General features: G+C 64.7%; 25 protein-coding genes. 11 read left to right on the forward strand and 14 right to left on the reverse strand.

The genetic code is table 11. From position 1 onward, the window contains the following. The first annotated feature begins 126 nt into the window (after positions 1–126). The 3 genes from FJ957_RS10915 to FJ957_RS10925 all read left to right on the forward strand — a co-directional run bounded on the left by FJ957_RS10915 (position 127) and on the right by FJ957_RS10925 (position 2814). Positions 127–462 carry a metalloregulator ArsR/SmtB family transcription factor gene (locus FJ957_RS10915; protein ID WP_140831200.1) on the forward strand — a complete coding sequence of 112 codons (336 nt, stop codon included), beginning with the start codon at positions 127–129 and terminating at the stop codon, positions 460–462. Beyond that, positions 462–2345 (forward strand): ABC transporter ATP-binding protein/permease, encoded by a 1884-nt coding sequence (locus FJ957_RS10920; protein ID WP_140831202.1) that lies wholly within the window; start codon positions 462–464, stop codon positions 2343–2345. Before FJ957_RS10915 ends, FJ957_RS10920 begins: the two co-directional genes overlap by 1 nt. 127 nt (positions 2346–2472) lie before the next feature. Next, positions 2473–2814: an antibiotic biosynthesis monooxygenase gene (locus FJ957_RS10925; RefSeq protein WP_140831204.1), complete on the forward strand. Its 342-nt coding sequence runs from the start codon at positions 2473–2475 to the stop codon at positions 2812–2814. Here the strand turns inward: FJ957_RS10925 and FJ957_RS10930 are convergent. Then, positions 2790–3683, reverse strand: coding sequence for an SMP-30/gluconolactonase/LRE family protein (locus FJ957_RS10930; protein WP_140831205.1), 894 nt, complete (start codon positions 3681–3683; stop codon positions 2790–2792). The two genes, FJ957_RS10925 and FJ957_RS10930, sit on opposite strands and share 25 nt — an antisense overlap. Positions 3684–3834: 151 nt before the next feature. On the opposite strand from FJ957_RS10930, the gene FJ957_RS10935 reads away from it, so the two are divergent. The 3 genes from FJ957_RS10935 (at position 3835) to FJ957_RS10945 (ending at position 6772) form a co-directional block, all read left to right on the forward strand. Then, positions 3835–5151, forward strand: a complete 1317-nt coding sequence (locus FJ957_RS10935; protein ID WP_140831207.1) for a DUF4375 domain-containing protein — start codon at positions 3835–3837, stop codon at positions 5149–5151. 64 nt (positions 5152–5215) lie between these two features. Further along, complete coding sequence (locus FJ957_RS10940; RefSeq protein WP_281407675.1) at positions 5216–5953, forward strand: phosphatidylserine decarboxylase; 738 nt, start codon at positions 5216–5218, stop codon at positions 5951–5953. 75 nt (positions 5954–6028) lie between these two features. After that, positions 6029–6772, forward strand: a complete 744-nt coding sequence (locus tag FJ957_RS10945; protein WP_246672372.1) for a phosphatidylcholine/phosphatidylserine synthase — start codon at positions 6029–6031, stop codon at positions 6770–6772. Between the two features lie 28 nt (positions 6773–6800). Here FJ957_RS10945 and FJ957_RS10950 read toward each other — a convergent pair whose 3' ends face one another. Then, on the reverse strand, positions 6801–9023 hold the full coding sequence (locus tag FJ957_RS10950) for an AMP-binding protein (RefSeq protein WP_140831211.1): 2223 nt from the start codon (positions 9021–9023) through the stop codon (positions 6801–6803). A gap of 169 nt (positions 9024–9192) precedes the next feature. On the opposite strand from FJ957_RS10950, the gene FJ957_RS10955 reads away from it, so the two are divergent. Beyond that, the gene (locus FJ957_RS10955; protein ID WP_140783713.1) at positions 9193–9678 is read left to right on the forward strand and encodes an antitoxin Xre/MbcA/ParS toxin-binding domain-containing protein; all 486 of its coding nucleotides are present in this window, start codon (positions 9193–9195) and stop codon (positions 9676–9678) included. Then, positions 9675–10181, forward strand: a complete 507-nt coding sequence (locus FJ957_RS10960; protein WP_140831213.1) for an RES domain-containing protein — start codon at positions 9675–9677, stop codon at positions 10179–10181. Before FJ957_RS10955 ends, FJ957_RS10960 begins: the two co-directional genes overlap by 4 nt. Positions 10182–10215: 34 nt before the next feature. On the opposite strand, the gene FJ957_RS10965 is transcribed toward FJ957_RS10960, so the two are convergent. Beyond that, the gene (locus FJ957_RS10965) at positions 10216–10623 is read right to left on the reverse strand and encodes a 4-oxalocrotonate tautomerase family protein (protein ID WP_140831215.1); all 408 of its coding nucleotides are present in this window, start codon (positions 10621–10623) and stop codon (positions 10216–10218) included. 113 nt (positions 10624–10736) lie between these two features. Between FJ957_RS10965 and FJ957_RS10970 the strand changes: the two genes are divergently transcribed. Further along, a complete protein-coding gene (locus FJ957_RS10970; protein WP_140831217.1) occupies positions 10737–11591 on the forward strand; it encodes a LysR substrate-binding domain-containing protein in 855 nt (284 codons plus the stop codon). A 148-nt stretch (positions 11592–11739) separates the two neighbouring features. Here the strand turns inward: FJ957_RS10970 and FJ957_RS10975 are convergent, their stop codons facing one another. From FJ957_RS10975 to FJ957_RS10985, 3 genes are all read right to left on the reverse strand, one after another. Further along, the gene (locus FJ957_RS10975; protein ID WP_246674271.1) at positions 11740–12660 is read right to left on the reverse strand and encodes a DMT family transporter; all 921 of its coding nucleotides are present in this window, start codon (positions 12658–12660) and stop codon (positions 11740–11742) included. Between the two features lie 40 nt (positions 12661–12700). Beyond that, positions 12701–13594, reverse strand: a complete 894-nt coding sequence (locus FJ957_RS10980; protein WP_140831219.1) for a DMT family transporter — start codon at positions 13592–13594, stop codon at positions 12701–12703. 141 nt (positions 13595–13735) lie between these two features. Next, positions 13736–15238, reverse strand: coding sequence for a peptidase S10 (locus tag FJ957_RS10985; protein WP_140831220.1), 1503 nt, complete (start codon positions 15236–15238; stop codon positions 13736–13738). Here FJ957_RS10985 and FJ957_RS10990 point away from each other — a divergent pair. Continuing rightward, positions 15237–16160: a LuxR family transcriptional regulator gene (locus tag FJ957_RS10990; protein ID WP_246685833.1), complete on the forward strand. Its 924-nt coding sequence runs from the start codon at positions 15237–15239 to the stop codon at positions 16158–16160. The two genes, FJ957_RS10985 and FJ957_RS10990, sit on opposite strands and share 2 nt — an antisense overlap. A gap of 15 nt (positions 16161–16175) precedes the next feature. Here the strand turns inward: FJ957_RS10990 and FJ957_RS10995 are convergent, their stop codons facing one another. Together FJ957_RS10995 and aguA are read right to left on the reverse strand one after the other, a co-directional pair. Beyond that, a complete protein-coding gene (locus FJ957_RS10995) occupies positions 16176–17276 on the reverse strand; it encodes a polyamine ABC transporter substrate-binding protein (protein ID WP_140831228.1) in 1101 nt (366 codons plus the stop codon). Positions 17277–17366: 90 nt separating this feature from the next. Further along, entirely contained in the window at positions 17367–18473 is a 1107-nt protein-coding gene (gene aguA / locus FJ957_RS11000; protein ID WP_140831230.1) for an agmatine deiminase, read from the reverse strand. A gap of 294 nt (positions 18474–18767) precedes the next feature. On the opposite strand from aguA, the gene FJ957_RS11005 reads away from it, so the two are divergent. Beyond that, positions 18768–19274, forward strand: coding sequence for an OsmC family protein (locus FJ957_RS11005; protein ID WP_140831232.1), 507 nt, complete (start codon positions 18768–18770; stop codon positions 19272–19274). Positions 19275–19577: 303 nt separating this feature from the next. Here the strand turns inward: FJ957_RS11005 and FJ957_RS11010 are convergent, their stop codons facing one another. From FJ957_RS11010 to radA, 6 genes are all read right to left on the reverse strand, one after another. Beyond that, positions 19578–19802 carry a hypothetical protein gene (locus FJ957_RS11010; protein WP_041008353.1) on the reverse strand — a complete coding sequence of 75 codons (225 nt, stop codon included), beginning with the start codon at positions 19800–19802 and terminating at the stop codon, positions 19578–19580. Between the two features lie 135 nt (positions 19803–19937). Beyond that, positions 19938–20579, reverse strand: a complete 642-nt coding sequence (locus tag FJ957_RS11015; protein ID WP_140831234.1) for a hypothetical protein — start codon at positions 20577–20579, stop codon at positions 19938–19940. Positions 20580–20656: 77 nt separating this feature from the next. Next, positions 20657–21400, reverse strand: a complete 744-nt coding sequence (locus FJ957_RS11020; RefSeq protein ID WP_140831236.1) for an SDR family NAD(P)-dependent oxidoreductase — start codon at positions 21398–21400, stop codon at positions 20657–20659. 27 nt (positions 21401–21427) lie between these two features. After that, entirely contained in the window at positions 21428–22909 is a 1482-nt protein-coding gene (purF, locus tag FJ957_RS11025; protein WP_140831238.1) for an amidophosphoribosyltransferase, read from the reverse strand. A 101-nt stretch (positions 22910–23010) separates the two neighbouring features. Continuing rightward, complete coding sequence (locus FJ957_RS11030; protein ID WP_140831240.1) at positions 23011–23688, reverse strand: CvpA family protein; 678 nt, start codon at positions 23686–23688, stop codon at positions 23011–23013. A 42-nt stretch (positions 23689–23730) separates the two neighbouring features. Next, entirely contained in the window at positions 23731–25134 is a 1404-nt protein-coding gene (gene radA, locus FJ957_RS11035) for a DNA repair protein RadA (protein ID WP_140831242.1), read from the reverse strand. Between the last annotated feature and the right edge of the window lie 41 nt (positions 25135–25175).

A 25175-nucleotide genomic window follows, 5' to 3' on the forward strand; every position in this document is an offset into this window, starting at 1 on the left:
TCGCGTTCCCTTCACATACCCCTCTCTGTCCGGCAGGGCAGAGGGGGCTGTCCCGCCAGCACACCTCAAATCTACCCATCCGCCTAGCTTGCCCTCTCACTATCCATCGTCTATCGCCGATGGACGATGGCCGAATCCTCCGAAATCCGCTGCAGCGACAGCCATGCCATGGCGCTCCGCCTGGCAGCGCTATCGCATCCGGCGCGCATCGAGATCCTGAAGCGCCTTTCGGCCAGCCACTGCTGCTCGTGCCGTGAGGTGGTCGACCATCTCGACCTCGCGCAGTCGACCGTCTCGCAGCATCTTAAGATCCTGGTCGAGGCCGGGCTCGTCAGGTTCGAGGCCGACCGCCAGCGCTCGCGCTATGCCGTCGACCACGCCGCGCTTGAAGGCGTCTCGGCCTCGCTCACCCGACTCGTCAACTTCTGCTGCCCCAGCGGTTTACCTAAAAGGCAAGACTAGTGGCCGAAAAGACCGTATCCGCCGAAGCCGGCACCCTCACCACCCTGCGTAATCTGTGGCCCTATATGTGGCCGGCCGAGCGCGCCGATCTCAGAGCCCGCGTCACTTGGGCGACGCTGCTTCTGGTCGTTGCCAAGCTGACGCTGGTCGCCGGCCCCTATTTCTTCAAATGGGCGACCGACGCGCTGGCCCACGCCTCGAAGACGCCACCGCCGCTGCCGTCCTTTTTGTTGGCGCCGGTGGCGCTGGTCATTGCGTACAACGTCCTGCGCCTGATCCAGCTCGGCTTCAACCAGCTGCGCGACGCGCTCTTTGCCCGGGTCGGCCAGTATGCGGTGCGCCAGCTCGCCTTCCGCACCTTCGTCCACATGCACCAGCTGTCGCTGCGCTTCCATCTCGAGCGCCGCACCGGCGGCCTGTCGCGCATCATCGAGCGCGGCACCAAGGGCATCGAGACGATCGTGCGCTTCATCATGCTGAACACGGCGCCGACGATCCTCGAATTCGCGCTGACCGCCGGCATCTTCGCCTTCACCTATGGCTGGAAATATGTGGCCGTGGTGGCGCTTACCGTCAGCCTCTATGTCTGGTTCACCGTCAAGGCCAGCGACTGGCGCATCTCGATCCGCCGCGACATGAACGACAGCGACACCGACGCCAACACCAAGGCGATCGACTCGCTCTTGAACTTCGAGACGGTCAAATATTTCACCAATGAGCGCATGGAGGCCGAGCGCTTCGACCGCTCGATGGCGCGCTACGAGATCGCCGCGACGAAAACCTGGACCTCGCTCGGCTGGCTGAACTTCGGCCAGGGCCTCATCTTCGGTCTGGGCACCGTCATCGTCATGTGCATGTCGGCGCTGGAGGTGCAGGCCGGCAGGCAGACGGTCGGCGATTTCGTCTTCATCAACGCCATGCTGATCCAGCTTTCGGTGCCGCTCAACTTCATCGGCTTCATCTACCGCGAGATCCGGCAAGGGTTGACCGACATCGAGCACATGTTCGACCTGCTCGACGTGCCCCAGGAGATCGTCGACAAGCCGGACGCGAAGCCTTTGAAGGTCGGGCCCGGCAAAGTCGAGTTCCGCGACGTGCATTTCTCCTATGATCCCAACCGCAAGATCCTGAAGGGCGTCTCCTTCGACGTGCCGGCCGGCAAGACGGTGGCGATCGTCGGCCCATCCGGGGCCGGCAAGTCGACCATTTCCAGGCTTTTGTTCCGCTTCTACGACGTGCAGGGCGGCCAGGTGCTGATCGACGGCCAGGACATCCGCGACGTCACGCAGGAGAGCCTGCGCGCCGTGCTCGGCATGGTGCCGCAGGACACGGTGCTCTTCAACGACACCATCGCCTACAACATCCGCTACGGTCGCGTCGGCGCCAGCGAGGAGGACGTGCGCAAGGCGGCCGAGCTCGCCCAGATCGGACCGTTCATCGACAAGCTGCCCGAAGGCTACCGCGCGATGGTCGGCGAGCGTGGGCTTAAACTGTCGGGCGGCGAGAAGCAGCGCGTCGCGATCGCCCGCACCATCCTCAAGGCGCCGCCGATCCTGATGCTGGACGAGGCGACCTCGGCGCTGGACAGTCACACCGAGCAGGAAATCCAGGCAGCGTTGGACCAGGTCAGCAAGGGCCGCACCACCATCGTCATCGCGCACCGGCTGTCGACGGTGGTCTCGGCCGACGAGATCATCGTGCTCAAGGACGGCCAGATCGCCGAGCGCGGCACGCATGTGGCGCTGCTGGCCAGGCACGGCCTCTACGCCTCCATGTGGGACCGCCAGCGCGAAGCGACCGAAGCCGAGGAGCGCCTGCGCATCGCCCGCGAGAGCGACGAGCTTGGGGTGGTCGTGCGCAGGAGGACTTCGGAGGTGAGCTGAGGTCTTTTCCTTCTCCCGCAAGGAGAAGGAAAGGGCCAAATCCCCTTGACCTCAACTTACCTTGAGCTTGCAAACCCGTCTCCGAGCCCCTGCGAAGCAACTCGTCCAAGAACGGAGACAGATCGAAATGAGCACCAGAAATCACCGCACCGGCAGCGTGTTCCGCGTCGACAAATTCGTCGTGCCGGCGGAGGCACGCGAGGAAATCCTCAGCAAGGCCAGGATGACGCATGAACTGCTGCGCCAGCAGGATGGCTTCGTGCAGGATTTCCTGCTCGAACAGTTCTCCGGTCCCGGCGAGTTCAACTTCGTCACCGTGGTCGAATGGGAAAGTCAGGCCGCCGTCGACAAGGTGGTGCCGATCGTCAAGGCCGCACATGAGCGCATCGCCTTCAGCGCGCAGGAAACCATCGCGCGCCTCGGCGTCAAGGCCGACATCGCCAACTACCAGCGCGTGCCGGAAATGTAGGACGGCCATCCGGCTCCAGGCACGGGGACAGCGGCGCTCAGCACCTGGCCGGTGCGGGCGTCGCTCACCATATTTTCGAACCCACGCCATTCGGCGGCGGCGATGAACAATGTCCTGCCGTCGACGCCGCCCAGCGTGCAGGCAAAGCAGCCGCGATCGACCTCGACCCTGTCGATTTTCTCGCCGCCTTCGCGCACCCTGACACAGTGCCGGTTCGGGACGTCGGCGTACCAAACGCAGCCTTCGGCATCGATGCAGATCCCGTCGGGATAGTCGTTGCCGAGATCGGCCCAGACGCGCCGCCTGGAAAAGCTCCCGTCTTCGCCAATATCGAAGGCGGTCAGCCGCCTGGCGTGGGACTCGGCGATGATCAGTGTCCGATTGTCCGGCGTCACCGCCATGCCGTTGGCGAAGGCGATGTCCTCGGCGACCTGTCGCACGCCGCCGTCCGCTGCAACCAGCACGATCGTGCCCGACCCGAAATGCTCGCCCGGCGCCGGTGCCGGCCCGCCGCCATTGACATAGATGTTGCCGCGCCCATCGACGACGATCTCGTTCCATGGATTCTTCGACAGATGCCTCAGATCGGCATGGGTGGCGAGCGTCCCGCCTGCTTCCTGCCTGAGCAGAAGGCCTTCCCGGCCCGAGACCACCAGAAGCCTCCCATCCGGCAGCCAGTCGATCGAATAGGGCAGGACAGCCGGGACGGTAAGCATCACCTCGCCTCGGCCGTTTTCGTCCACCGCGACGATCTCGCCGGTGCCCCAGTTGCAGAGCCAGAGCCGGCCATCATGCCAGCGCGGCGACTCGCCGAAGGCAAGGCTTGTTGTGATGATATTGGCTTTCCTGACGCTGCTCGATGACGACATTGGCTGGCTTCTTGGGCGCGTTGTTCAGCCTAGGACGGATGAGCGTATGGTACGCCGACATAGTCCTTCAATAATCCGAGCGCGACTATCGCGCGGCCGTCAGCGCCAACAAACCTGATCATATCCTGGTGCCTTTCAAATCCATGGCCTGATGATATTGTCGCGTCACAACAATCCCTTCTCCATTATTGGTTTCATGAAAGCATTTTCGATGTTCGGATTTTTCTCACGCAAATCCAACAGGGCCTCTGAGCAGAAATCGCTAGCTTCCGAACATAAGGGAGGCAGCCCGCTCGTGCCCCTGATTATCGTGTCTCGTTCGAAGGTCGAGAAGGCAAGTGAGAAGTCTTTTGATCTAGTCTTCGCGGTCATGCAATTCGCCGTGACAATCGTTTCCAAGGGGCTCTATCGCTACCCCGAGATCAACCCTAAGGCGATGCAGGTCTTTCATGCGGACTGGTATTCCTCGGAGGTAAAGAACGGCGGCCATAGTCAATTCATCCACAATGCGGGCAGCGAAATCGACACCACGATTGCCAACGCAAGAGCCGGGCTCAGCGCGTGTGGTGCAAAAGGACAACTGGCAACTTTGGAAAAGATGTCAGCTTGGGTTGCGAAGCATCCCGACAAAGCAGCGGCGCAAACAGGCTTCGACGGTGGCCGCGACGATTTCCTGGATACGCTCGATGACGCATTCTACGAAGCGGAAGAAGCCGCGCCGATTGAGGATTTGCTCGCGCGCTGGATCACGTCTTGGCCCGATCTGCAGATTGTCGATGATGACGATTACGATAATGCGATCGATAAACTCGTTATGGCCAACCCACAACGTGAACGTAGGCTTCTTCATGAGTCGGTCAGCAAACTGGTGAGCCAGATGTTGAGCCAGCGCCACGTAGGCGCCGGGCTCGCCTGCGCCCAGGCGTCGCCATCGGAGATCAAGCTGGCGCTGGGGATGGCAAGGATCCTGGATGTCGAAGGCGAAAAGCAAATGGTCTTCCATCTGCGTACCAGTGCCGAAGAGCTCCGGTTATGCGCCCCGACAAAGACACACGTCACGGTTTACGAATATATTCCCCCCGACGATCCTCCGGTAATCCGCCCAGGTGAGAACCCATTGGGAGCTAATGCACCGAGGGTCGGGAAACGGCTTGGACGAGCGGAACAGTCGGAGATTGAGACGGTCATCCAACTGTCTGAACAAAATCATGCTCCCGTCGCCGTCGACCTTCTGCTGCGCAAGGCCGGCTTCGATCCGCTGGGTGCCATCGTCTCAGCCAACTCGGCGGTGGAAACGGCGGAAGGGCCTGTGGTGAATTGGGTGGTGCTCGCGTCTGACCGGACCTTCCTCGTCCTGTCTTCGCCGAATAGCAGTGTGCTGTTAAGTGGCGAGAATTACGAAAAGCTCGCCGAGGCTGCCATGTTCGAGCTTGGCGAGCACTTCCATCGCTCCGCCGCCGCTGGATAGATGTCTGTTCGCGTTGCCCATCCTATCCCCCATTGTTGCGTTGCGGGGAGGGGGGCTTTCCGCTATTGAGGCGCAACCTGAAACAGGGACCGCCCCAAGCCCTATGACGCTTCTCGACTCGGTCAAGAATACGTTCGTTCCGATCCATCGCGAAGGCTACCCCTTCATCGCCGCCTTCGCCGCGGCAACGCTGTTTCTCGGCTATTTCTCCTCGATCCTGTTCTGGATCGGGCTGATCCTCACCGCCTGGTGCGTCTATTTCTACCGCGATCCCGAGCGGGTCACGCCGGTCGACGACCGGCTGGTGGTGAGCCCGGCCGATGGCGTGATCTCGGCGGTCGGCCCCGCCGTGCCGCCGAGCGAGCTTGGTCTCGGCTCCGGCGAAATGACCCGGATCTCGGTGTTCATGAACGTGTTTTCCTGTCACATCAACCGCGCCCCGGTGCGCGGTCGGATCACGCGCATCGAGCACAAGCCCGGCAAATTCCTCAATGCCGAACTCGACAAGGCAAGCGCCGAGAACGAGCGCAACGGCCTGGTCATCGACAGCCCGAACGGCACGATCGCCGCCGTGCAGATCGCCGGCCTTGTGGCGCGCCGCATCGTCTGCTGGGCCGAAGCCGGCGGCTCGATCGCGATCGGCGAGCGTTTCGGCCTGATCCGCTTCGGCTCGCGCGTCGACGTCTTCCTGCCGTCGGGCGCCGTGCCGCGCGTCGCGGTCGGCCAGACGGCGGTCGGCGGCGAGACCGTGCTTGCCGAATTCGGCGGCACCGCGGTCACGCCCTTGGTCAGGATTTCCTGAGCGTTGGGCGCGCCGTTCAAAAAATTCGAGGCCCATGCCAGCGGCGGTCCACGCATCCGCGAGATCCCGATGCGCATGGTGCTGCCCAACCTGGTCACCGTGCTCGCCATCTGCGCCGGCCTTTCCGGCATCCGCTTCGCCTTCGAGAACCGCTTCGAGATCGCGGTGGTCATGGTGCTGCTCGCCGCCTTCCTCGACGGCATCGACGGGCGGCTGGCGCGCATGCTGAAGGCGACTTCGAAATTCGGCGCGCAGATGGATTCGCTGGCCGACATCGTCAATTTCGGCGTGGCGCCGGCCCTGGTGCTCTATGCCTTCCTGCTGGATCGCGCCGGCTCGCCAGGGTGGATCGCGGCACTTCTCTTCACCATCGCCTGCGGCATGCGGCTTGCCCGCTTCAACGTGCTGGCCGACGATACCGATCAGCCGGCATGGCAGACCGAATATTTCGTCGGCGTGCCGGCCCCGGCGGGTGCTGTGCTGGTCATGCTGCCGCTCTATCTCTATTTCCTGCGGCTCGGGCTGGAGCCCACCCGGCCGGCGGCCTTCGTCGCCTCGGGCTTCACCGTATTGGTGGCGTTCCTGCTGGTCAGCCGCCTGCCGGTCTATTCGGGCAAGAGCGTCAAGATACCGGGCGACCGGGTGCTGCCGGTCATCCTCGGCGTCGTGCTCTACATCCTCTTGTTGATGGCCTATCCCTGGTACACGCTGACGGCTTCCGTCGCCGGCTATCTGCTTTTCCTGCCACTCTCGGTGCGCGCCTATTCGAAGCGGGCCATGCGCGAAGGCGAGAAGGTGCCGCCGTCGGATATCGGGTAGCAGGTAATCTTCCCCCTTGAGGGGGAGATCAGGCAGCCGCGCTCAGCCCCAGCCGGTCGATCGCCAGCTTGCGCGCCGATATGTAATCCGTCTTGCCCGAGCCCAGCACCGGGATCTCATCGACCTTGATGATGTCGTTCGGCACCATCAGCTCGGCCGCGCCTGCCTTCTTGCCGAACTGACGCAGTTCCTCGGCGCTGGCGTCGTCGGCGGTGGTGACCAGCACGATGCGCTCGCCGCGCCTCTTGTCGGGCACGGCTACCGCCGCGTGACGCTCTTCCGGCCATAGCGACTGCACCAGCATCTCGACGGCGCCCAGCGACACCATCTCGCCGGCGATCTTGGCGAAGCGTTTTGCCCGCCCGCGGATGGTGATGAAGCCTTCGCGGTCAACCGAGACGATGTCGCCTGTGTCGTGCCAGCCTTCCAGCCGCTGCAATTCGCCGGGACGATCGGCGGTCATGTAGCCCATCATCATGTTCGGTCCGTCGAGCCACAGCCGGCCGCCCTCGGCGATGCCCTCGACCGGCTCCAGCTTCATGCGGATGGCCGGCAGCGGCCGCCCGACCGTGCCGTCGCGGCCGTGAATGGCGGTGTTCACCGCCACCACAGGTGCGGCTTCGGTCAGCCCGAAACCTTCGACGATCGAGGCCTGGAAGCGGTCGCGATAGGTGCGCCGCGTTTCCGGCTTCACCGCCTCGGCGCCGGCCACGACGAAGCGCAGGCTGGAGAAGTCGCCGTCCTTGGCGGTTCGGGCATAGTTGGCGAGGAAAGTGTCGGTGCCGAACATCACGGTCGGCTTCACCTTGCGGGCGATCTCGGGGATGATCTTGTAGTGCAGCGGCGAGGGGTAGAGGAACAGCTTTATGCCCAGCACCAGCGGCAGGATGGTGCCGCCGGTCAGCCCGAAGGAATGGAACACCGGCAGCACGTTGAGCAGGATGTCGGCCGGCGAGACGGAGACGCGTGCCTCGGCCTGCATGACATTGGCAAGCAGGTTGCGGTTCGACAGCACCACCGCCTTCGGCGTGCCTTCCGAGCCGGAGGTGAACAGGATGACCGCTGGTTTGCCCGCCTGCTGCCGCTGCAAAGGCAGGCGCCACAAAAGCGCGGCCGCGACCTTGTCCAGGGTCGTCACGCCGGCGCGCACATCCTCCAGCCACAGCATCTTGGCCCCGCCCGCTTCGACCGCGGCGACGATGTCGTCGATGCTGGCCTTTTCGATGAAGGCGCGGGACGAGACCACGGTGCGGATCACCGCGGTGCGGACCGCCGCGGTCACGCTCGCCGGGCCGGCGGTGTAGTTGATCATCGCCGCGACGCGGCCCGCTGAGATCAGGCCGACGAAGGTGAGCACCACGCCATTGGCGTTGGGTAGGAGCACGCCGACCGCTTCGCCGGGCGCTGTCACCGCCTCGAAATGGCGGCCGAGGACGCGCGCGCCGATGAACAGATTGCGATAGCTGAGCGAGCCGGAAATCACGTCCTCGATGATCGGATGCGAAGGGCCGACGCGATCGGTGGCATCGCGCATGGCGAGGAACAGGCCGCGGTCGAGATTGGTGCCGTAGAGCCGCGCTTCGGCGAGCCGGTCGAACAGCGCGTTGGTGTTGGAGGCCATGTCCGGGTTGCGCGCCACCAACTCGGCGATGGTCATCGGCTCCAGCACGCTCACCGAAAGCCGCGGGAACCAGTGGCGCGGCGCTTTCTCCTTCGGCGTCAGCGACACCGGCAGGTCGCGCGTGCCGGCGACGAAGACCGGCACGATGCGGGCGTCGGCCTGCATGGCGATGCGGGTGATGGCGCGAAATAGCCGGAAGGATTTGACGTCCGGCTCGACATCGTCGGGCAGGTAGACGGCGAGCCGCCCCTTACCCTTCAGCACGCGCACCAGTCGCCGGCTGACGAAGACATGCTCGGCGTTGAAGGCGATGGTGCGGGCAAGCTCGCGCCACGGCTCCAGCCATGGTGAGCGCGCCGAGGCCTCGTCCAGGATATGCAGCGTGTCGTCGGGAAGCAGCGACAGCATCAGCGCCGGCTCGATGCGCGACTGGTGCGAGACCACATAGATCACCGGCGTCTTGGCGCTGCGGGCAATGCGGATGCGGTTGTCGGCGACGCGGTAGGCGAGCTTGAACGGCACGTAGAGCAGCGCCTGGGTGAAGCGCAGGTCGAGCCGGAACCGTTCGATCACCGCGATCAGCAGCCAGGCAAAGACAAGGCCCGCCAGCAGCGCCAGGGTCAGGATCATGCCGCTCTCTCCCAGTCTCCTCCATCGCGGCTCTTGAGCGGCCGCTTCGATGGCAGAGGGTAGCGGAAGTGGGGGCAAGGTCAATGTGGGCTGAAGCAGTGCCTCGATCTCCACTTGAAAGGCTCTGACACATGTCGTAAATAAAATGACACGTGACGGAGAGGTAAAGATGGCCAGTTTCCCGACGGGGTTTGCCGAAGCACCACACATGGAGCCGGAATTCGAACGGCTGATCGACCTGTTCGGCGGGCCGAAGGTTCTTGGATCCTCGGTATCCAGCCCGCTCGAGGCGCATGAAATGATCCTGCATGGAATTCCAAGCCAGGCTCTGGAAAGCCTCGTCAGGCAACTGACCGTCATCGAAGCAGATGCCTTCGAGGCGGCATTCGGCATGAGCGAGCGGACATTTCAGCGGCACAAATCGGATCACTCCCGGACGCTCAATCGGGAGCAAGGCTCAAGGACCTGGAATTTCGCCAGGGTTCTCACCAAGGCCACGTCTGTTTTCGGAAACCAGGAAGCGGCCGAGAAATGGATGATTGAGCCCGCCATGGGGTTGGACAACAGGCGACCGATCGATCTCTTGGCCACAGCGGCGGGTACCATACTTGTCCAGGAATTTCTCGAACGGCTCGACTACGGTGTCTACGCGTGACGCCTTTGCCAGGTTCTCTCGGAACGGGCGATGTCCTCGGCTGGAGACTTGATCACAAACGCTTCCAGGCAAGCTGGGACAGCGGCGAGGGAGCCTTCAAACTCGGGGGAAGGTGGAACAGCAAAGGCGTCAGGGCCGTATATGCGTCCGTTGACCCTTCGACCGCCATTCTCGAGGTGGCGGTCCACAAGGGATTTCGCACGCTCGATACAGTCCGCCACGTGCTGACGGCGTTCGAGATCGCCGATCCTTCGAAAATTCATGTGGTGGAAATCGGCGATATTCCAAACGCAAACTGGCTTCGGCCAGGCATTCCAAGCGCAGGGCAGCAACAGTTTGGCGACGGTCTCTTAGCGGAGCACCCCTTATTTCTGATTCCGAGCGCCGTGTCTCAGCATAGCTGGAACCTGGTGTTCGATCCCGGCCGCGCGAGCGGCCTCTACAAGCCGCGCCTGCAGGAGGATTTCGCGCTGGATACCAGGCTTCATTCTCCCGCGAGATAGCGTACCGTCCAGACAGGCGGCGGAGCGAAACACCCTATACTGCCTTCAGCCTCCCTCTGATGAACCGGAACTCCTGGCTCTTGCCGCCATAGCCATAGGCCGCCGCCGGCACTTCGTGCACGAAGGCATAGCTTTCCTCATGCACGCCGCCAAGCAGCCGGCCGAAAGCCTCGAAGACCGCCTTCAGATAGGCTTCGAGCTCGAGCTTGGTGTTGGTGCCGTCGACGACCTTGATGTCCAGCCAGAACGTGTTGGCGCCCTGCTCGGCCAGCGACTTGCCGCCTGCGAACCAGTGCTGCGGTTCGACGTAGTTGACGGCCACCGCGGTGATGGTCGGATCCTTGCGCAGCAGCGACGCCGTGATTTCGGTCGCCTCCTTGGCGATTGCCGCGGACAGCTTGGCGTCGGGCTTGCCGGTGACGCTGATGTTGATGATCGGCATTTTTTCGCTCCTTCGGGTTTGGCGCCTTGCGCCTTAGATAGGAGGACCATGTCACCGTCATAGCATCAAAAAAATCGAATTGTTTTTGATAATTACTTCGATAACATCGAAGTATGGAAACGTTCGATCCCGATCTTCTGAAAACCTTCCTCGCCTTCGTCGATGGCGGCTCGCTCGCCAAGGCCGCGTCCACCGTTGGGCGCACGCCGTCGGCGGTGACCGCACAGATGCAGCGGCTCGAAGAGATCGTCGGCGAGCCGCTGCTCACCCCGCAGGGCAGGGGACGCGGGCTGACCCCGGCCGGCGAGGATCTTGTCGGCCACGCGCGCCGCATCCTCGCCGTCTACACCGAGGCCTGGCTGGCGCTGAAGGGCGCGCGCGCCGGCGGCCGCATCGCCATCGGCACGACGCAGGATTTCGCCGATCAGGGCCTGCCGGACCTGCTCAGGGCCTTCGCCGCCAGCCATCCGCGCGTCAGGATCGAGCTGCGCGTCGGCCGCTCGCTGGAACTCGGATCGGCGCTGCAGGCGGGCCAGTTGGACCTCGCGATCACCATGCGGCATGCCCCGTCGCTGGATGAAACGGCCGTGATCAGCGAGCCGATGCTGTGGCTCTGCTCGGAAAAAGGCCTGGCGACGCGGCCCGAAGCCGTGCCGCTGGCGCTGCTCGATCCCTATTGCGGCTTTCGCGAAGCCGCGCTCGATGCGCTCGACGCGGCCGGCCGCCGCTATCGCATCGCCGCCGGCAGCGCCAGCCTTGCCGGCCTGCGCAGCGCGGTCAATGCCGGCATCGCGCTGACGCCGCGCACCCGGCGCCTCGCCCATTCCGGCATCGTCGAGGCGTCCGCCGACCTCGACCTCCCGCCGCTGCCGGTGGCCGATTTCGCCATCCGGCTCGGCCGCGAGGCTCCACGCCCGGCGCGGGATCTGGCGGAGCTACTGGGCAGCGGCCTGGCCTTGCCATCCTGAGCAGCCGGGAATCCTCAAAGAAAAAGCCGACCTTTTTGCGGGTCGGCTTCTAGTCGGACGGGTCGAGGGGTTTGGGGGGACTTGGGGGGTGACCCGTCGAGCTAACAATGCCTGAGTCGGATGATGGTTCCGTGACTGCGAAAATAATTTACGAGCGCGCCGATTTCGCCTTCATCCAGTCGCGTCCGGCATGCGCGAAAACCGCGCAAAGCACGATGGCGCCGCCGATGATGCTGGCCATCGGTGGGGCTTCGCCGAGAAACAGCAGGGCAAACAGGATGGCGAACGGCACCTCGGCCGAGCCCAGCAGCCCGGCTTCCGCCGACGGGATGAGCCGCGACCCTTCCGTCCACAGGATCGAAGCCAGCGCGAAAGAGCAGCCGAAGGCGGCGAGCAGCACCACGTCGCGGGCCGACACGGCCAGCGGATCGGTAACGAACCAGCCGAGCACGAAAAGCAGGAAGGCCGAGACAGCGCCCGCCCAGACGACCGGCGAATCGCGAAAAGCGCGCACCATGATCATGTAGAGCGCGCTGCCGGCGGTCATCAGCAGCGCCAGGGCGTCGCCGAACAGGTGCCCGTTGCCGAGGCCGGCGCCCACCATGATGGCGACGCCGCACAGCGACACCGCCGCCGCAACCATCGTCTGCAGCCGGAATTTCTCCCGCACCAACAGGAAAGCGAGCAGCGCCGCGATGAAGGGCGAGGTCGCGTAGATGACGGCGACGTTGGCGACATAGGTGAATTTGAAGGCCGAGATGAAGGCGATGCTGGCGGCGGCGCCTTCGACCGCAAGCAGCCAGCCGCGCCAGCCGAGTTTCAGGCTTTCGCGCCCGCCCGAGCGGCGCCGGCGCCGGCGCCACAGCACGTAGAAGCTGATCAGGATCGAGCCGAAAAAACCGCGCCAGCAGGTGATGGTGAGCGGATCGGCCTGGATCGACTTGGTCAGCACGCCGGTGAGCGCGAAGGCGATCGCCGAGGCCGACACCAGGACGATGCCGAGCGTGCGCTCGGCGGCCACGTCGGCGACGGGCGCAAGCTTTTCCGGCATGTCGAGCGTGTCTGTCATGGCGCCAGCTTACCCCGTTGCTCCTGACAGCCTTCTGTCATCAGGCCTGCTCCCGTTTGCGGAAACGCTCGTTGCCGACGATGAGCAGGCCGGCGCCGATGATCAGCGCCGCGCCCATGAACACTTCCGTGCGCGGCAGGTCGCCCCAGATGGCGTAACCCAGCGCGAAGGCCCAGACCAGCGATGTGTACTCGAACGGCGCCACGATCGACACCGGCGCGCGCTTCATGCCCTCGAACAGCATGTATTGCGCTACGCCGCCGAGCGCGCCGACGCTGATGAGCAAAAGGAACTGCGTTCCGTCGGGCATATGCCACCAGATCAGCGCCGGCACGGCCGAAAAGAGCAGGAAATAGAAATTGTTGAGCACGAGCTGGATCATGGTGCGCTCCTGCATGGCGGTCTTGCGCAGCAGCACGACGGCGATCCCCCAAAGGACGGCCGCCGCCAGCACCAGGAGCACAGGCAGCGAAAGGCCGAGCCGGGTTGGATCGCAGGCGATGAAGACGCCGACGAAACCGATGAACACCGCCAGCCAGCGCAGCAGCGGCACCGTCTCGCCCAGGATCAGCACCGAAAGCACGGTGACGATGATGGGTGCTGCGTAATAGATGGTGGTGAGCTCGGCGAGCTGCAGCGAGCGCGCGGCGTTGTAATAGCAAAGCCAGGCGGCCAGCGTGAAGGCGCTGCGCACCAGCATCGGCTTGACAATCGGCGAGTCCATCGTGTCGGCGAACAGTCGCCTGCCGCCGATGGCGCCGCAAGCGAGGAGCACCGTGATCGAGCGAACGAACATGATCTGCCAGACCGTCATGCCGACGACCAGGAGCTTGATCGAGGCGTCCTGCGTCGAAAACAGGAAATAGGCGGCGGCCGTGAACAGGATGCCGGCCAGCACCCTTTCGCGGCTTTCGAGGACGACGACATCGGCCATGCGGTTTCAGCGTGATTGCGTGAGGCGGTTCCGCCCCAGTCGGGACCGTTGCTCCAGCTATACGGGCGAAAGCTTGCACGGCGCTGCTCCACCGCAGCACTTGCGTTGGCGCAGGTCGTTCGCCGAAGGCCGGTCGGGGGACTACTGCGTCGCCTGATAGAGCTCCGATGCCGCGTCCTTCAGCGCGCGTCGCCCGTCCGGCCGCAGATACATCATGTGGCCGCCCTCGACGACGTCGAGGCGGATCGGCTTGGCGTCGGCGAGCGAGGGAAGCTGGTTCACCAGGTAGCGCGAGGCGAGATAGGGTGTGACGAGGTCGGTGTAGCCGTTGACGATGACGACGCCGAGGGCAGGGTTGAGCGAGCGGGCGCGTTGCAGGTCGTTCATCACGCCGGCATAGCCCTGGCCCGATGTGCCGTAATCCCAGTTCCGGCTGATCTCGCCGTTGAGCAGCCGGTAGCTGACATCGGTGCGGTAGTTGAGCTCGTCGCGGGCATAGGCGACGAAGGCGGAGGTCAACACCGGAACGCTGCGGTCGAGCACCGGGTCGGGGCCCGCGTCACGCGCGCTTTGCGGTGCGATGTCGGCGGTGCCGATGGTGGCGTCGTAGGGGCTGAGCACCTTGCCGGTGGCGCGCTGGAATTCCTTGGCGAAAAGCCCGGTGGGGATGCGGGCGAAATTGCGTTGGACGAGATCGAGCGGCAGGCCGGTGATCTCCGAAACGCGACCGCTGGCGAGCTTGCCGCCTTGCTCCAGCCCGCTGTTCAGCGCCGCCAGGTAATCGCCGAGCGCGTAGTGCTCGACTTCGGCCAGCCTGTCGCGCAACGCATCACCGTTGACGCCGTCGCCCTTCAGGCGTGTCGCCGCCAGCGAAGGCAATTCCAGCGCCCAATGCAACTGGTCGAACTGGTCGGGGCGCACCAGCATGAATTCCAGCGCTGGCGAGATCAGCACGATGCCGCTGGGGCTCAGGCCGACATCCTCCTGCAGCGTGCGGGCGAGCAGCGCGGCGCGAAAACCGCCATAGCTCTCGCCGGCCAGGAACAGCGGCGATCCGGTGCGGCCGTTCTGCGCCAGATAGAGGCGGATGAAGGCGCCGACCGAGCTGGCGTCCGCGTCGACGTTCCAGAATTCCTTCGGCTCATGTCCCGGCGCCTCGCGGCTGTAGCCGGTGCCGACCGGATCGACGAAGACGAGATCGCTCATGTCGAGCCAGCTGTCGGGATTGTCGATGAGCTTTTGCGGCGGCCGCAGGAATTCGCCGTCGGCGGCGGTCTCGACGATGCGCGGCCCGATCGCGCCGAGATGCAGGTAAGCCGACGCAGCACCCGGTCCGCCGTTGAAGACGAAGGTGATCGGCCGCTCCTTCGCTGGGGCCGGCGACTGCTGCGTGTAGGCGACATAGAAAATCTCGGCCGTGACGTCGCCCTTGCCGGACAAGAGCGACAGCGTGCCGGCCTTGGCCTGGTAATCCAGCTGGCGCCCGGCGAGCGTGATCGAATGCTCGGTCACTTGCGGCGGCGGCAGGAGAGAAAGCACGCCACCGGCCGGCGCGGGTCGTTCCGGCGTTTCGGCGAGCGCCGGTGGCGCGAAGGCGGCGAACGCCAGCAGGATGAAGGGAACGAGTCTCAGCTTGGACCTCATGATGCCTCCGCAAAGGGGTTTCGCAATAGGTATGGCCTGGGCCTGTGAAGTCAAAGCAACTACTCGCTCTCGCGATCCGTCACGGTGCCTGAGGCGGCCATACCGGTCCGCCTTGCCGCCATTCGCCAGGTTGAACTTGTGGCGGCATGCGCTACGCTGGGCGCGAATGCTGGCGATTTTTTCCCTCGACCGATTTGCAAGCTGGAGCGGCGGCGTCGCCGCCGCGGCCCGCGCCGCGACGCCCGAGGAATTGTCGGCTCGCTTCACCGCGGCGGCGAGCGTGCTGCTCGGCTCCGATCGCGTCTATGTCGGCTTCTATCGCCGTGACATCACCTCCCTGACGATCGATGACGCCGGCCCTGATCGCTGGAATCGCGACTACGACGCACGCGTCTACCGGCTGGATCCCTTCTTCCAGCGGTTCGCCAGCAGCCGGCAGGATTTCCTGTTGCCGTTATCGGCTCTCCGCAGCGGCGATTTTCAGCGCTCGCCCTATTATCGCGAATTCTATGGCCCCTCGGACAGCTTCGACGAGATAACCGGCGTGTTCAATCTCGACAGGCTGACCGCTGGTTATGTCACCTTTCTGCGACGCAACGGCGCGCCCCCCTTTGGCGAGCAGGACCTGGCGCTCGCCTGCGCCGCGGGCGGCGCAACGAAGCTGGTTCTGGAAAGATTGTTTCACTTGTGCCGCCTCCGGGACAAGGGCGGGGCAGTCGAGGCCGCGCGGTCCCTGCTCAGCGCGCGCGAGAGCGAGATCGCGCGGCACCTGATCGACGGCGGCAATGCCAAGACCATCGCGCGGAGCCTTTCCATTTCGCCGGGCACAGCCCGCAACCACATCAAGCAGGTCTACCGCAAGCTCGGTGTGCATTCCCAGGTGGAGTTGCTGGCAGCCGTTCGCGAAGCCGCGCCCAACTGATGTTGCGCGCCGGCCCTACTGCCCCGTCACCACGCGCGTCCACATACGATTTTGAGACCGCAGCAGCTTCGCGTCGCTGTTGTTGACCACGAACAGCTTGGCCTTCACGTCGTCGGGAGGAAAGACGCCGGGGTCGCTGGCGATCGCCTTGTCCATCAGCGGCAGGGAATCCGGTATCGCGTTGGCATAGGAGACATAGCTGGAGTTGGCAGCGGCGATATCGGGCCGCAAGTTGAAGTTGATCCAGGCCATGGCGTTGTCGGGGTGCGGCGCATCCTTCGGCACCGCCATCGTATCGAAGTTGATGAGCGTGCCTTCCTTCGGAATGGAATAGGCGATCTCCAGCTTCTTGGTGGATTCGGCGGCACGCGTCCTTGCCTGAAGTATGTCGCCCGACCAGCCAAGCACGACGCAGATGTCGCCGTTCGCTAGGTCGTTTATGTATTTCGAGGAGTGGAAATAGCGGATGTAGGGCCGCACCTTGGCCATCAGTTCCTCGACCTTGGCGAGGTCGTCGGGACTGGTCGACCGCGGGTCGACATGAAGATAATTCAGCGCCATCGGGATGACTTCAGCCGGCGCGTCGATCATCGCCACGCCGCAATCGGAGAGCTTCTTGACGACGTCGACGTCGAAGACCATGGCGAAGGAATTCACCGGCGCGTCCGGCAGCCGCTGCTTGACCGCGGCGACGTTGTAGCCGATGCCGTCGGTGACGGCCATATAGGGCACGGCATGCTTGTTTTGCGGGTCCGCGCCGGCGATGAGCGAAAGAGCCTGCGGATCGATCTTCGCGTGGTTTGCAAGCTTGGACGTGTCGAGCTCCAGGAAGGCCCCCGCCTTCACCTGGTTCTTCAGGAACGGATAGGCCGAAGGATAGACCACGTCATATCCGGAGCCGCCGGTGAGCAGCTTTGTCTCGAGCACCTCGTTGCCGTCATAGACATCGTAGCGAACCTTGATGCCCGTCTCCTTCTCGAACTTCTCGGCGGTGTCCGGCGCGATGTAGTCCGACCAGTTGTAGACGTTGACGACTTTTTCCTCGTCCGCCGAAGCCGTGCTGGCGATGCCGCAGGCGAGCCCGGCAAGCAGCGTTGACAGGATCAGGGTGCGCATGAATCTCCTCCTTTTTCGCCTGGGCTGGCACCGATGGATCGCTCAGCCTCAGTTCCGTTTCGCGGCCGGTTAGCCGGCGTTCGCCTTCGCTCAACGTCGTTGTGGGGCATAGACCGGCAAGGTGATGCAGGCGATATTGCCGCCACCCAGCAAAATCTCGCGGGAGTTCTCGATGCCGACTATTCGGTGGTCGGGGAACAGCTCGGCCAGCTTTGCCTTTGCCTTCACGTCGAGGCCGGAGCCGAACTCTGGCACGACCACGACGCCGTTGCCCGGATAGTAGTTGATGTAGCTCGCCGCGATCCGGTTGCCGGCCGGTCGCGCCCAGGTCGAATCGAGCCGGTCCAGGCTCTCGCTTTCTTCCGGCGTCATCTCGATCGGCATGGGATGGGGCAGACGATGCACCTCGAGGGCATGGCCACGCGCGTCGCGGGCCGAGCGCAGCACTTCCTCGGCTTCCCGCACGATCTCATATTGCGGATCGTCGCGATCGTCGGTCCAGCTCAACGCGACCACGCCGGGGCGCACGAAGCAGCAGACATCGTCGACATGGCCGTCCGTCTCGTCGAAGGCAAAGCCGCGGGGCAGCCAGATGATGGTGTCGACGCCGAGATAGTCGCCCAGCTGCCGTTCCACCTCGGCCTTGCCGAGATGGGCGTTGCGATTTCTATTGAGCAGGCATTGCTCCGTCGTGATGAGCGTGCCCTGTCCGTCGCATTGCAGGCCTCCGCCCTCGGCGATCAGCGGCGCGCGATAACGGTCCATCCTCTCGATTTCGAGCACCTTTTGCGCCGCCAGGTCGTCCAGGTCCCATGGCGCGTAGAGCCCGCCATCGAAACCGCCATAGGCGTTGAAGGTCCAATCGACGCCGCGCACGGAGCCTTGATCGTTGACGACGAAATTCGGGCCGCTGTCGCGCAGCCAGGAATCGTTGGTAGACATCTCCACCACGCGCACATGCTCCGGCAACCGGGTCCTGGCGTTCTGCCACTGCCGCCTGGATGCCGCCACCGTCACCGGCTCGCTTTGCGCGATCGCCGCAGCGACATTGGCGAACAGCTTCTGCGCCGGCTTGGCGCCGAGGCGCCAGGTGTCCGGCCGCTCCGGCCAGATCAGCCAGCACCCCGATTTGGGCTCGAACTCGCCTGGCGCGCGAAATCCGTCCTGTTTCGGCTTCGTCGAAAGGGTACGTGGCATGTGGGGGCACCGGAAATGGCGGACGACACTCGCCCGGATCAGACTTTTTCGGGGCGTCGTCCGTCAATGTCCCATTTGGGATAGCCGGATGCCGGCTGGAACAAGTCAAGCAGAGGGAATGTTTTCGCGGATGGCCACGGACCAAGGAAGCAGGGCCGCTCGCCGTTCTCTTCAACGGCGAAGACCTGGGCCGAGGCGGCAGGGATAAATGCATTGCCTTGCCGATCGATCGGAGCAAATCTCGATCGGACGGCGAATGCCGATGCAGCAACAAGCCGACGAAAAGGACAGGCAATGGACGCGACCGCACTCAAGGCCATGCAGGCTCCGCTGAAGGACGCCTATCGCGACGATGCCGCCAGGGCGCTGATCACGCTCAAGGCGCGCGGAACGCTCGACGACCAGTCGATCGCCTGCAAGGTGGAGACGGGCAGGGCCCTTGCTGTCGCCGGGCTTCATCCGGCCACCGGCGGCTCGGGCCTTGAGCTATGCTCGGGCGACATGCTTCTGGAAGCGCTGGTCGCGTGCGCCGGCGTGACGCTGAAAGCTGTGGCGACCGCGCTGGAGTTCAAGCTCGGCAACGCCACAGTCGAGGCCGAGGGCGACCTCGATTTCCGCGGCACGCTCGGCGTCGCCCGGGACGCGCCGGTCGGCTTCCGCGAGATAAGGCTGAAATTCGATCTCGACACCGATGAGCCGCAGGAGCGCATCGATTCGCTCCTGAAGCTCACCGAGCGCTATTGCGTGGTGTTCCAGACGATCAACAACAAGCCGGCGTTGACGGTGAGCGCGGAGCGCTGAGGCCGCCAATCTCCCCCCGAGTGGGGGAGATGCCCGGCAGGGCAGAGATAAGGGCGCTGTCCCGCCGACGTCAGGCGTCTAGCCCTACGGCGCGGCCCATGCCTTCGTCATACTCGGGCTTGACCCGAGTATCCATGCCGTGACCCTTGCCGTGAGGCGCGGCAGTGCAGAATTCTATAACCGCAGCAACGCATTAGCGTAACCACACGGATCCAGGGTCTGCGCGCGTCGCTTCGCTCCTTGCTCCGCCCTAAAATGACGAAGCAAAAGGTCGCGCCCTCAAAGAAAGAGAGATCGGCCCCGCTACTGCGCCGACGGCGTCTCCGCATCCCCTTCATCGGTGAAGGGCGAAGCGCTCGGAACGCACTGCACGGCCCAGCCCTGAGGGGTCGGCTGCTTCTGATATTCGGTGATCGCGTTGGTGCACTGTTCACGGGTGTCGAAGGTGCTGGGCAGCACCACCATGCCGCCTTGCGGGCCGGCAATCACCAGATACCAGACCAACGCTACGCTGGGAGTAGCAGCCATGGGAATTCCTCGCTTTGCTGAAATGTCGGAGTCGGACCGATCCTAGCAACTCCCTTGGGGCGGCGAAAGCGGGGCGGCGGCACACGCTTTCGCCGCCCCGGTCACAGACCCGTGAATAGAGGGCCGCGACCCGGCTCACTCGGTCGCGAAGCAGTAGAACAGGCCGTCGCCGCCGGTGCCCTTGAGCGCCTCCTGGCTGCAGCCGCCGCGCGAGGCGTGCGAGGAATTCCACGACTTCGCCGCCGCCGAATCGTCGAGCCCGGTGCGATCGTGATGGCCCATCATGGCGGCGCCCTCGGCGCCGCTCATCGTCCAGTCGCCGCAGGTCTGGTCGGCGATCCTGGTGCCGTCGGGCCTGGTGCCGGTCAGCATGTCGTGGCGGTTCGGCATATCGCCGCGGCCGTTGATCGTCTCGCCCTTTTCGGTCAGCGCCGTCTGCTTGGTGATGCCGTTGGCGTCGCCGTGCAGCGAGGCGACGTCGTCGGCGATCTTCTCGCCCTTGGCGTTGAACCATGGCCCCTTGCCGATGCGGTCGCGCGCGTCCTCCGTGCTGCTCGACAGATAGGCATGCCAGGTCTTGCCGGTAACGCCGGCCGCTTTCGCCAGCGACGCGCAATGGGCATCGGCGCCTTTCAGCCCGCCGAGATCGGCACCCTTGCCGGAGCCGACGCTGGTGACGAAGAAACTCATCTTGGCATCTTGCGACAGCGCCCCGCCGGCTGTTGCCGCAAGAGCGGCGGCCATGGCGGTGGCGGCAACGAGAAGAAGTCTGCGCATGTCGGTCCTCCGGTTTCGAATGTCCTACATTCGAAGAACGTAGCCGCAGCGCTATTTCATCCGCCTAAAACTCAAGTCTATTCCGGCTGCCGGTAGGCGACGAAGCGGTTGTGCTTGGCCTGGAAGATCAGCCCGGTTTCCTTCAGTTCCGGGCTTGCCAGGGGCACGATGCGCCTGGCGATTTCGGACGGATGCGGCAGCGTCTCCGGGTCTTCGCCGGGCATGGCCTGCGCGCGCATCGCGGTCCGGGTCGCGCCCGGGTCGGCGGCGTTCACCCGCAGCGCCAGGGTCTCGGTCTCATGCGCCCAGGAACGCATCATCGTTTCGACCGCCGCCTTGGAAGCCGCATAGGGCGCCCAGAAGGCGCGCGCCGAATGCGCCGCGTTGGAGGAGAGAATGATGGCGCGGCCGGCATCGGAGAGCCTGAGCAGCGGGTCGACCGAACGGATCAGCCGCCAGGTCGAGGTGACGTTGATGGTCATCACCTTCTCGAAGGTCTTGGCTTCGACATGGCCGATCGGCGAGATCACGCCAAGCACACCGGCATTGGCAACCAGGATATCCAGCTTGCCCCAGCGCTCGTGGATGGCGCCGCCCAGACGGTCGATGCCGGCCATGTCGGCAAGATCGAGCGGCACCAGCGTCGCCTGGCCGCGGCCATCGGCCTTGATCTGGTCGTCCAGCTCTTCCAGCCCGCCGACCGTGCGCGCCACCGCGATCACATGCGCGCCGGCTGCCGCCAGCTCCCTGGCGATGAAATAGCCGATGCCGCGCGAGGCGCCGGTTACGACCGCGACGCGGCCGGAAAGGTCGAGGGTCATGCAGTCAGTTCCGTAAGGTGATGCGGCCTACGCCCCGCTATTCGCCAGCAGCGACAACGTGCGCACATTGTCATGGCCTTCGAAGTCGAGCAGGCGGGTGGGGTATTGTCCGGTGAAGCAGGCATCGCAGAATTGCGGCTGCTCATTGTCGCGGCCGGCCTCGCCGACGGCGCGATAGAGCCCGTCGATCGACAGGAAGCCGAGCGAATCGACGCGGATGAATTCGGCCATCTCCTCGACCGACATGCGCGATGCCAAGAGCTTCGACTTCTCCGGCGTGTCGACGCCATAAAAGCAGGACGCGCTGGTCGGTGGCGAGGCGATGCGCATATGCACTTCCCTGGCGCCGGCATCGCGCACCATCTGCACGATCTTCTGGCTGGTGGTGCCGCGCACGATGGAATCGTCGACGAGCACCACCCGCTTGCCCTCGATCATGCGGCGGTTGGCGTTGTGCTTCAGCTTCACGCCCATGTGGCGGATGGAATCGCCCGGCTGGATGAAAGTGCGCCCGACATAATGGTTGCGGATGATGCCGAGCTCGAAGGGAATGCCCGCGGCCTGGGAAAAGCCGATCGCGGCCGGCGTGCCGGAATCCGGCACCGGCACGACGATGTCGGCCTCGACCGGGTTTTCCTGCGCCAGTTCCGCCCCGATGCGCTTGCGCACTTCGTAGACATTGCGGCCTTCGACCGAGGAGTCAGGCCGCGCGAAATAGACATATTCGAAGATGCAGAAGCGGGTCTTCTGTGGCTCGAACGGGAACAGGCTCTCGATGCCCTTGGCGGTGATGACCACCATTTCGCCCGGCTTGATGTCGCGCACGAAGCGGGCGCCGATGATGTCGAGCGCGCAGGTTTCGGAGGCGAGGATCCAGGCGCCGTCGAGGTCGCCCAGCACCAGCGGCCGGATGCCGAGCGGATCGCGGCAGCCGATCATCTTCTTGGCGGTCATCGCCACCAGCGAGAAGGCACCTTCGACCTGCCGCACCGCGTCGATGAAGCGCGAGTTGAGGTCGCGCTCCTTGCTGGTGGCGACCAGATGAAGCAGCGTCTCGGTGTCGGAGGTCGAGGAGAAGATAGCGCCTTGCTTCTGCAGCGCGCGCTGCACGGTCATGGCGTTGGTCAGATTGCCGTTATGGGCGACGGCAAAGCCGCCGTCGGCAAGCTCGGCGAAGAAGGGCTGGATGTTGCGCAAGCCGGCGCCGCCCGTGGTGGCGTAGCGCGTGTGGCCGATGGCGCGGTTGCCTTGCAGGCTGTCGATGACGCGCTGTTTGGTGAAGGTATCGCCGATCAGGCCGACATGGCGTTCGACATGGAACTGGGTGCCGTCATAGGAGACGATGCCGGCCGCTTCCTGGCCGCGATGCTGCAGGGCATGAAGGCCGAGCGTGACGATGGCCGCCGCGTCCTGCCGGCCGAAGATGCCGAACACGCCGCATTCGTCGTGGAAATGATCGTCGGCCTCGGCGGAAAGGACCTTGCCTTCATCTGCCGTTGAGTCTGCCATCTGGTGCTCAAGCTCCGCTAAAGCCGCCATATAAGGCGATCGCTCGCCGAACGCAACGCACGCTTTCTTGCATTCACAACCGGCACCAGGCCGGCTTGCGATCAGTTTGCCGGGGCCGGAGCCGGGGCAGGGGCTGGCGTGGCTGGCGCCGGCTCGTTGTCGGCAGGCGCCTCGCCCTCGCTGTCGTCTGGCGCCGGCGCGTTGTCGTCGCCTGGCGGCGGCTCGGCCGCGGGCTGGTCGGTCGTGGCCGGCGCGCCGGCCTGCGGCGTGCCCTTATGCGTGTATTTGTTGACCAGTTCCTCGGTGTTTTCCGGCAGCACGCTTTCGAGCTTGGCGCCGATCGTCTCGAGCAGCGGTCGCGACTTGGCGTTGGCGATCCAGGCAGGCGCCTTGGCGCCGGCCAGCCAGTTGAAGAACAGCAGCGCCACCGCGACCACCAGGATGCCGCGCGCCGCGCCGTAGAGGAAGCCGAGGGTGCGGTCGAGCGCGCCGATGCGCGAATCGATGATCCAGTCGGCGAGCTTCATGGTGATGACGGAGACGACGATCAGCGCGATGAGGAAGACGACGCCCGCCGAAGCCGCCATCGCGATCTTGTCGTTGTCGACATAGGGCTGAACATAGGGCAGGACAGGCTTGTAGAAGAAGAACGCCGCGGCCGCCGCCGCCGCCCAGGAAACCACGGAGAGCACTTCGCGGGAGAAGCCGCGCACCATGGCGAGCATTGCTGAGACCAGGGTGAAGCCGACGAGGATTCCGTCAAGCAGCGTAATCGGCATGGTTCTCGCCCCACTTCCTGTCTTGCGGCCCGACGAGCCGCATCACTCCGCGTCGTCGGCACGGCCGCGCCGTGAGCCGGCTATGCGCGCCACAAGGTCGGCAAGCTCGGTGGGCTGGAAAGCGCCGGCCCCGATCCCCCCGGCAAGTTCCTCGCTGCCGAGCGGCAGCACCGCGCTTCCAAAACCCAGCTTTTCGGCTTCCTTGAGGCGCTGCTGCGCATGCGCAACCGGCCTCACGGCGCCCGATAGGCTGATTTCGCCGAAATAGACGCAATCGGCGGGAAGGGCAAGACCGGTGAGCGACGAAACCAGTGCGGCGGCGACCGCGAGATCGGCCGCCGGCTCCGAGATCCGGTAGCCGCCGGCGACATTGAGATAGACGTCGTGCTGGCCGAAGCGGACGCCGCAATGCGCCTCGAGCACGGCGAGCACCATCGACAGCCGCGCGCCGTCCCAGCCGACAACGGCGCGGCGCGGCGTGCCGAGCGAGGAGGGCGCGACCAGCGCCTGGATCTCGACCAGCACCGGCCTCGTGCCCTCCATGCCGGCGAAAACCGCGGCGCCCGGCGATTTCGAGTGCCGTTCGCCTAGAAACAGCTCGGATGGATTGGAGACCTCGCGCAGGCCCTTGTCCGACATTTCGAAGACGCCGATTTCGTCGGTCGGTCCGAAACGGTTCTTCACCGTGCGCAGGATGCGGAAGTGATGATTGCCTTCGCCCTCGAAATAGAGCACGGCGTCGACCATGTGCTCGACGACGCGAGGGCCCGCGATCTGGCCTTCCTTGGTGACATGGCCGACGAGCACGATCGCCGCGCCTGTGGATTTCGCGTAGCGGATCATCGCCTGGGCGGCGGCGCGCACCTGGGTGACGGTGCCCGGCGCCGAATCGGCAAGGTCCGTCCACAGCGTCTGGATCGAATCGAGGATGACGAGGTCCGGCCGCTTGCCGTCGGCGATGGTGGCGAGGATGTCCTCGACATTGGTCTCGGCGGCAAGCTCGACCGGCGTCGAGGCGACGCCGAGGCGTTGCGCTCTCAGCCTGATCTGCGCCACCGCTTCCTCGCCCGAGACATAGACGATGCGATGGCCCTTCGAGGCAAGTGCCGCGGCCGCCTGCGTCAAGAGCGTCGACTTGCCGATGCCGGGATCGCCGCCGACCAGAAGCGCCGAGCCGCGCACGAAGCCGCCGCCGGTCGCTCGGTCGAGTTCGCCGATGCCGGAAACGATGCGCGGCGCGTCCTCGATGTCGCCCGACAGGCTGGTCAGCACCACGGCGCGGCCCTTGCGGGCGTTGCGCGTGTTGGCCGGCCCCGAGCCGATGCCGCCGGACGTGCCTTCCTCGACCAGCGTGTTCCACTCGCCGCAGGCATCGCATTTTCCGGCCCAGCGCTGATGCACCGAGCCGCAATTCTGGCAGATGAACTGGATGCGCGATTTAGCCATGGATTCGAGTCTGCCCGTCAGAGGAGGCGAAGCGTGACCAT

The organism is Mesorhizobium sp. B2-4-6, assembly GCF_006442775.1.
Classification (GTDB): Bacteria; Pseudomonadota; Alphaproteobacteria; order Rhizobiales; family Rhizobiaceae; genus Mesorhizobium.

Bases quoted from the DNA above. Each gene is read 5' to 3' on its own strand.
- FJ957_RS10915 (WP_140831200.1), top strand. From the start codon at position 127: ATGGCCGAATCCTCCGAAATCCGCTGCAGCGACAGCCATGCCATGGCG.
- FJ957_RS10925 (WP_140831204.1), top strand. From the start codon at position 2,473: ATGAGCACCAGAAATCACCGCACCGGCAGCGTGTTCCGCGTCGACAAA.
- FJ957_RS10930 (WP_140831205.1), bottom strand. From the start codon at position 3,683: ATGTCGTCATCGAGCAGCGTCAGGAAAGCCAATATCATCACAACAAGC.
- FJ957_RS10935 (WP_140831207.1), top strand. From the start codon at position 3,835: ATGATATTGTCGCGTCACAACAATCCCTTCTCCATTATTGGTTTCATG.
- FJ957_RS10945 (WP_246672372.1), top strand. From the start codon at position 6,029: ATGGTGCTGCCCAACCTGGTCACCGTGCTCGCCATCTGCGCCGGCCTT.
- FJ957_RS10950 (WP_140831211.1), bottom strand. From the start codon at position 9,023: ATGATCCTGACCCTGGCGCTGCTGGCGGGCCTTGTCTTTGCCTGGCTG.
- FJ957_RS10955 (WP_140783713.1), top strand. From the start codon at position 9,193: ATGGCCAGTTTCCCGACGGGGTTTGCCGAAGCACCACACATGGAGCCG.
- FJ957_RS10965 (WP_140831215.1), bottom strand. From the start codon at position 10,623: ATGCCGATCATCAACATCAGCGTCACCGGCAAGCCCGACGCCAAGCTG.
- FJ957_RS10970 (WP_140831217.1), top strand. From the start codon at position 10,737: ATGGAAACGTTCGATCCCGATCTTCTGAAAACCTTCCTCGCCTTCGTC.
- FJ957_RS10975 (WP_246674271.1), bottom strand. From the start codon at position 12,660: ATGACAGACACGCTCGACATGCCGGAAAAGCTTGCGCCCGTCGCCGAC.
- FJ957_RS10980 (WP_140831219.1), bottom strand. From the start codon at position 13,594: ATGGCCGATGTCGTCGTCCTCGAAAGCCGCGAAAGGGTGCTGGCCGGC.
- FJ957_RS10990 (WP_246685833.1), top strand. From the start codon at position 15,237: ATGATGCCTCCGCAAAGGGGTTTCGCAATAGGTATGGCCTGGGCCTGT.
- FJ957_RS10985 (WP_140831220.1), bottom strand. From the start codon at position 15,238: ATGAGGTCCAAGCTGAGACTCGTTCCCTTCATCCTGCTGGCGTTCGCC.
- FJ957_RS10995 (WP_140831228.1), bottom strand. From the start codon at position 17,276: ATGCGCACCCTGATCCTGTCAACGCTGCTTGCCGGGCTCGCCTGCGGC.
- aguA (WP_140831230.1), bottom strand. From the start codon at position 18,473: ATGCCACGTACCCTTTCGACGAAGCCGAAACAGGACGGATTTCGCGCG.
- FJ957_RS11005 (WP_140831232.1), top strand. From the start codon at position 18,768: ATGGACGCGACCGCACTCAAGGCCATGCAGGCTCCGCTGAAGGACGCC.
- FJ957_RS11010 (WP_041008353.1), bottom strand. From the start codon at position 19,802: ATGGCTGCTACTCCCAGCGTAGCGTTGGTCTGGTATCTGGTGATTGCC.
- FJ957_RS11015 (WP_140831234.1), bottom strand. From the start codon at position 20,579: ATGCGCAGACTTCTTCTCGTTGCCGCCACCGCCATGGCCGCCGCTCTT.
- FJ957_RS11020 (WP_140831236.1), bottom strand. From the start codon at position 21,400: ATGACCCTCGACCTTTCCGGCCGCGTCGCGGTCGTAACCGGCGCCTCG.
- purF (WP_140831238.1), bottom strand. From the start codon at position 22,909: ATGGCAGACTCAACGGCAGATGAAGGCAAGGTCCTTTCCGCCGAGGCC.
- FJ957_RS11030 (WP_140831240.1), bottom strand. From the start codon at position 23,688: ATGCCGATTACGCTGCTTGACGGAATCCTCGTCGGCTTCACCCTGGTC.
- radA (WP_140831242.1), bottom strand. From the start codon at position 25,134: ATGGCTAAATCGCGCATCCAGTTCATCTGCCAGAATTGCGGCTCGGTG.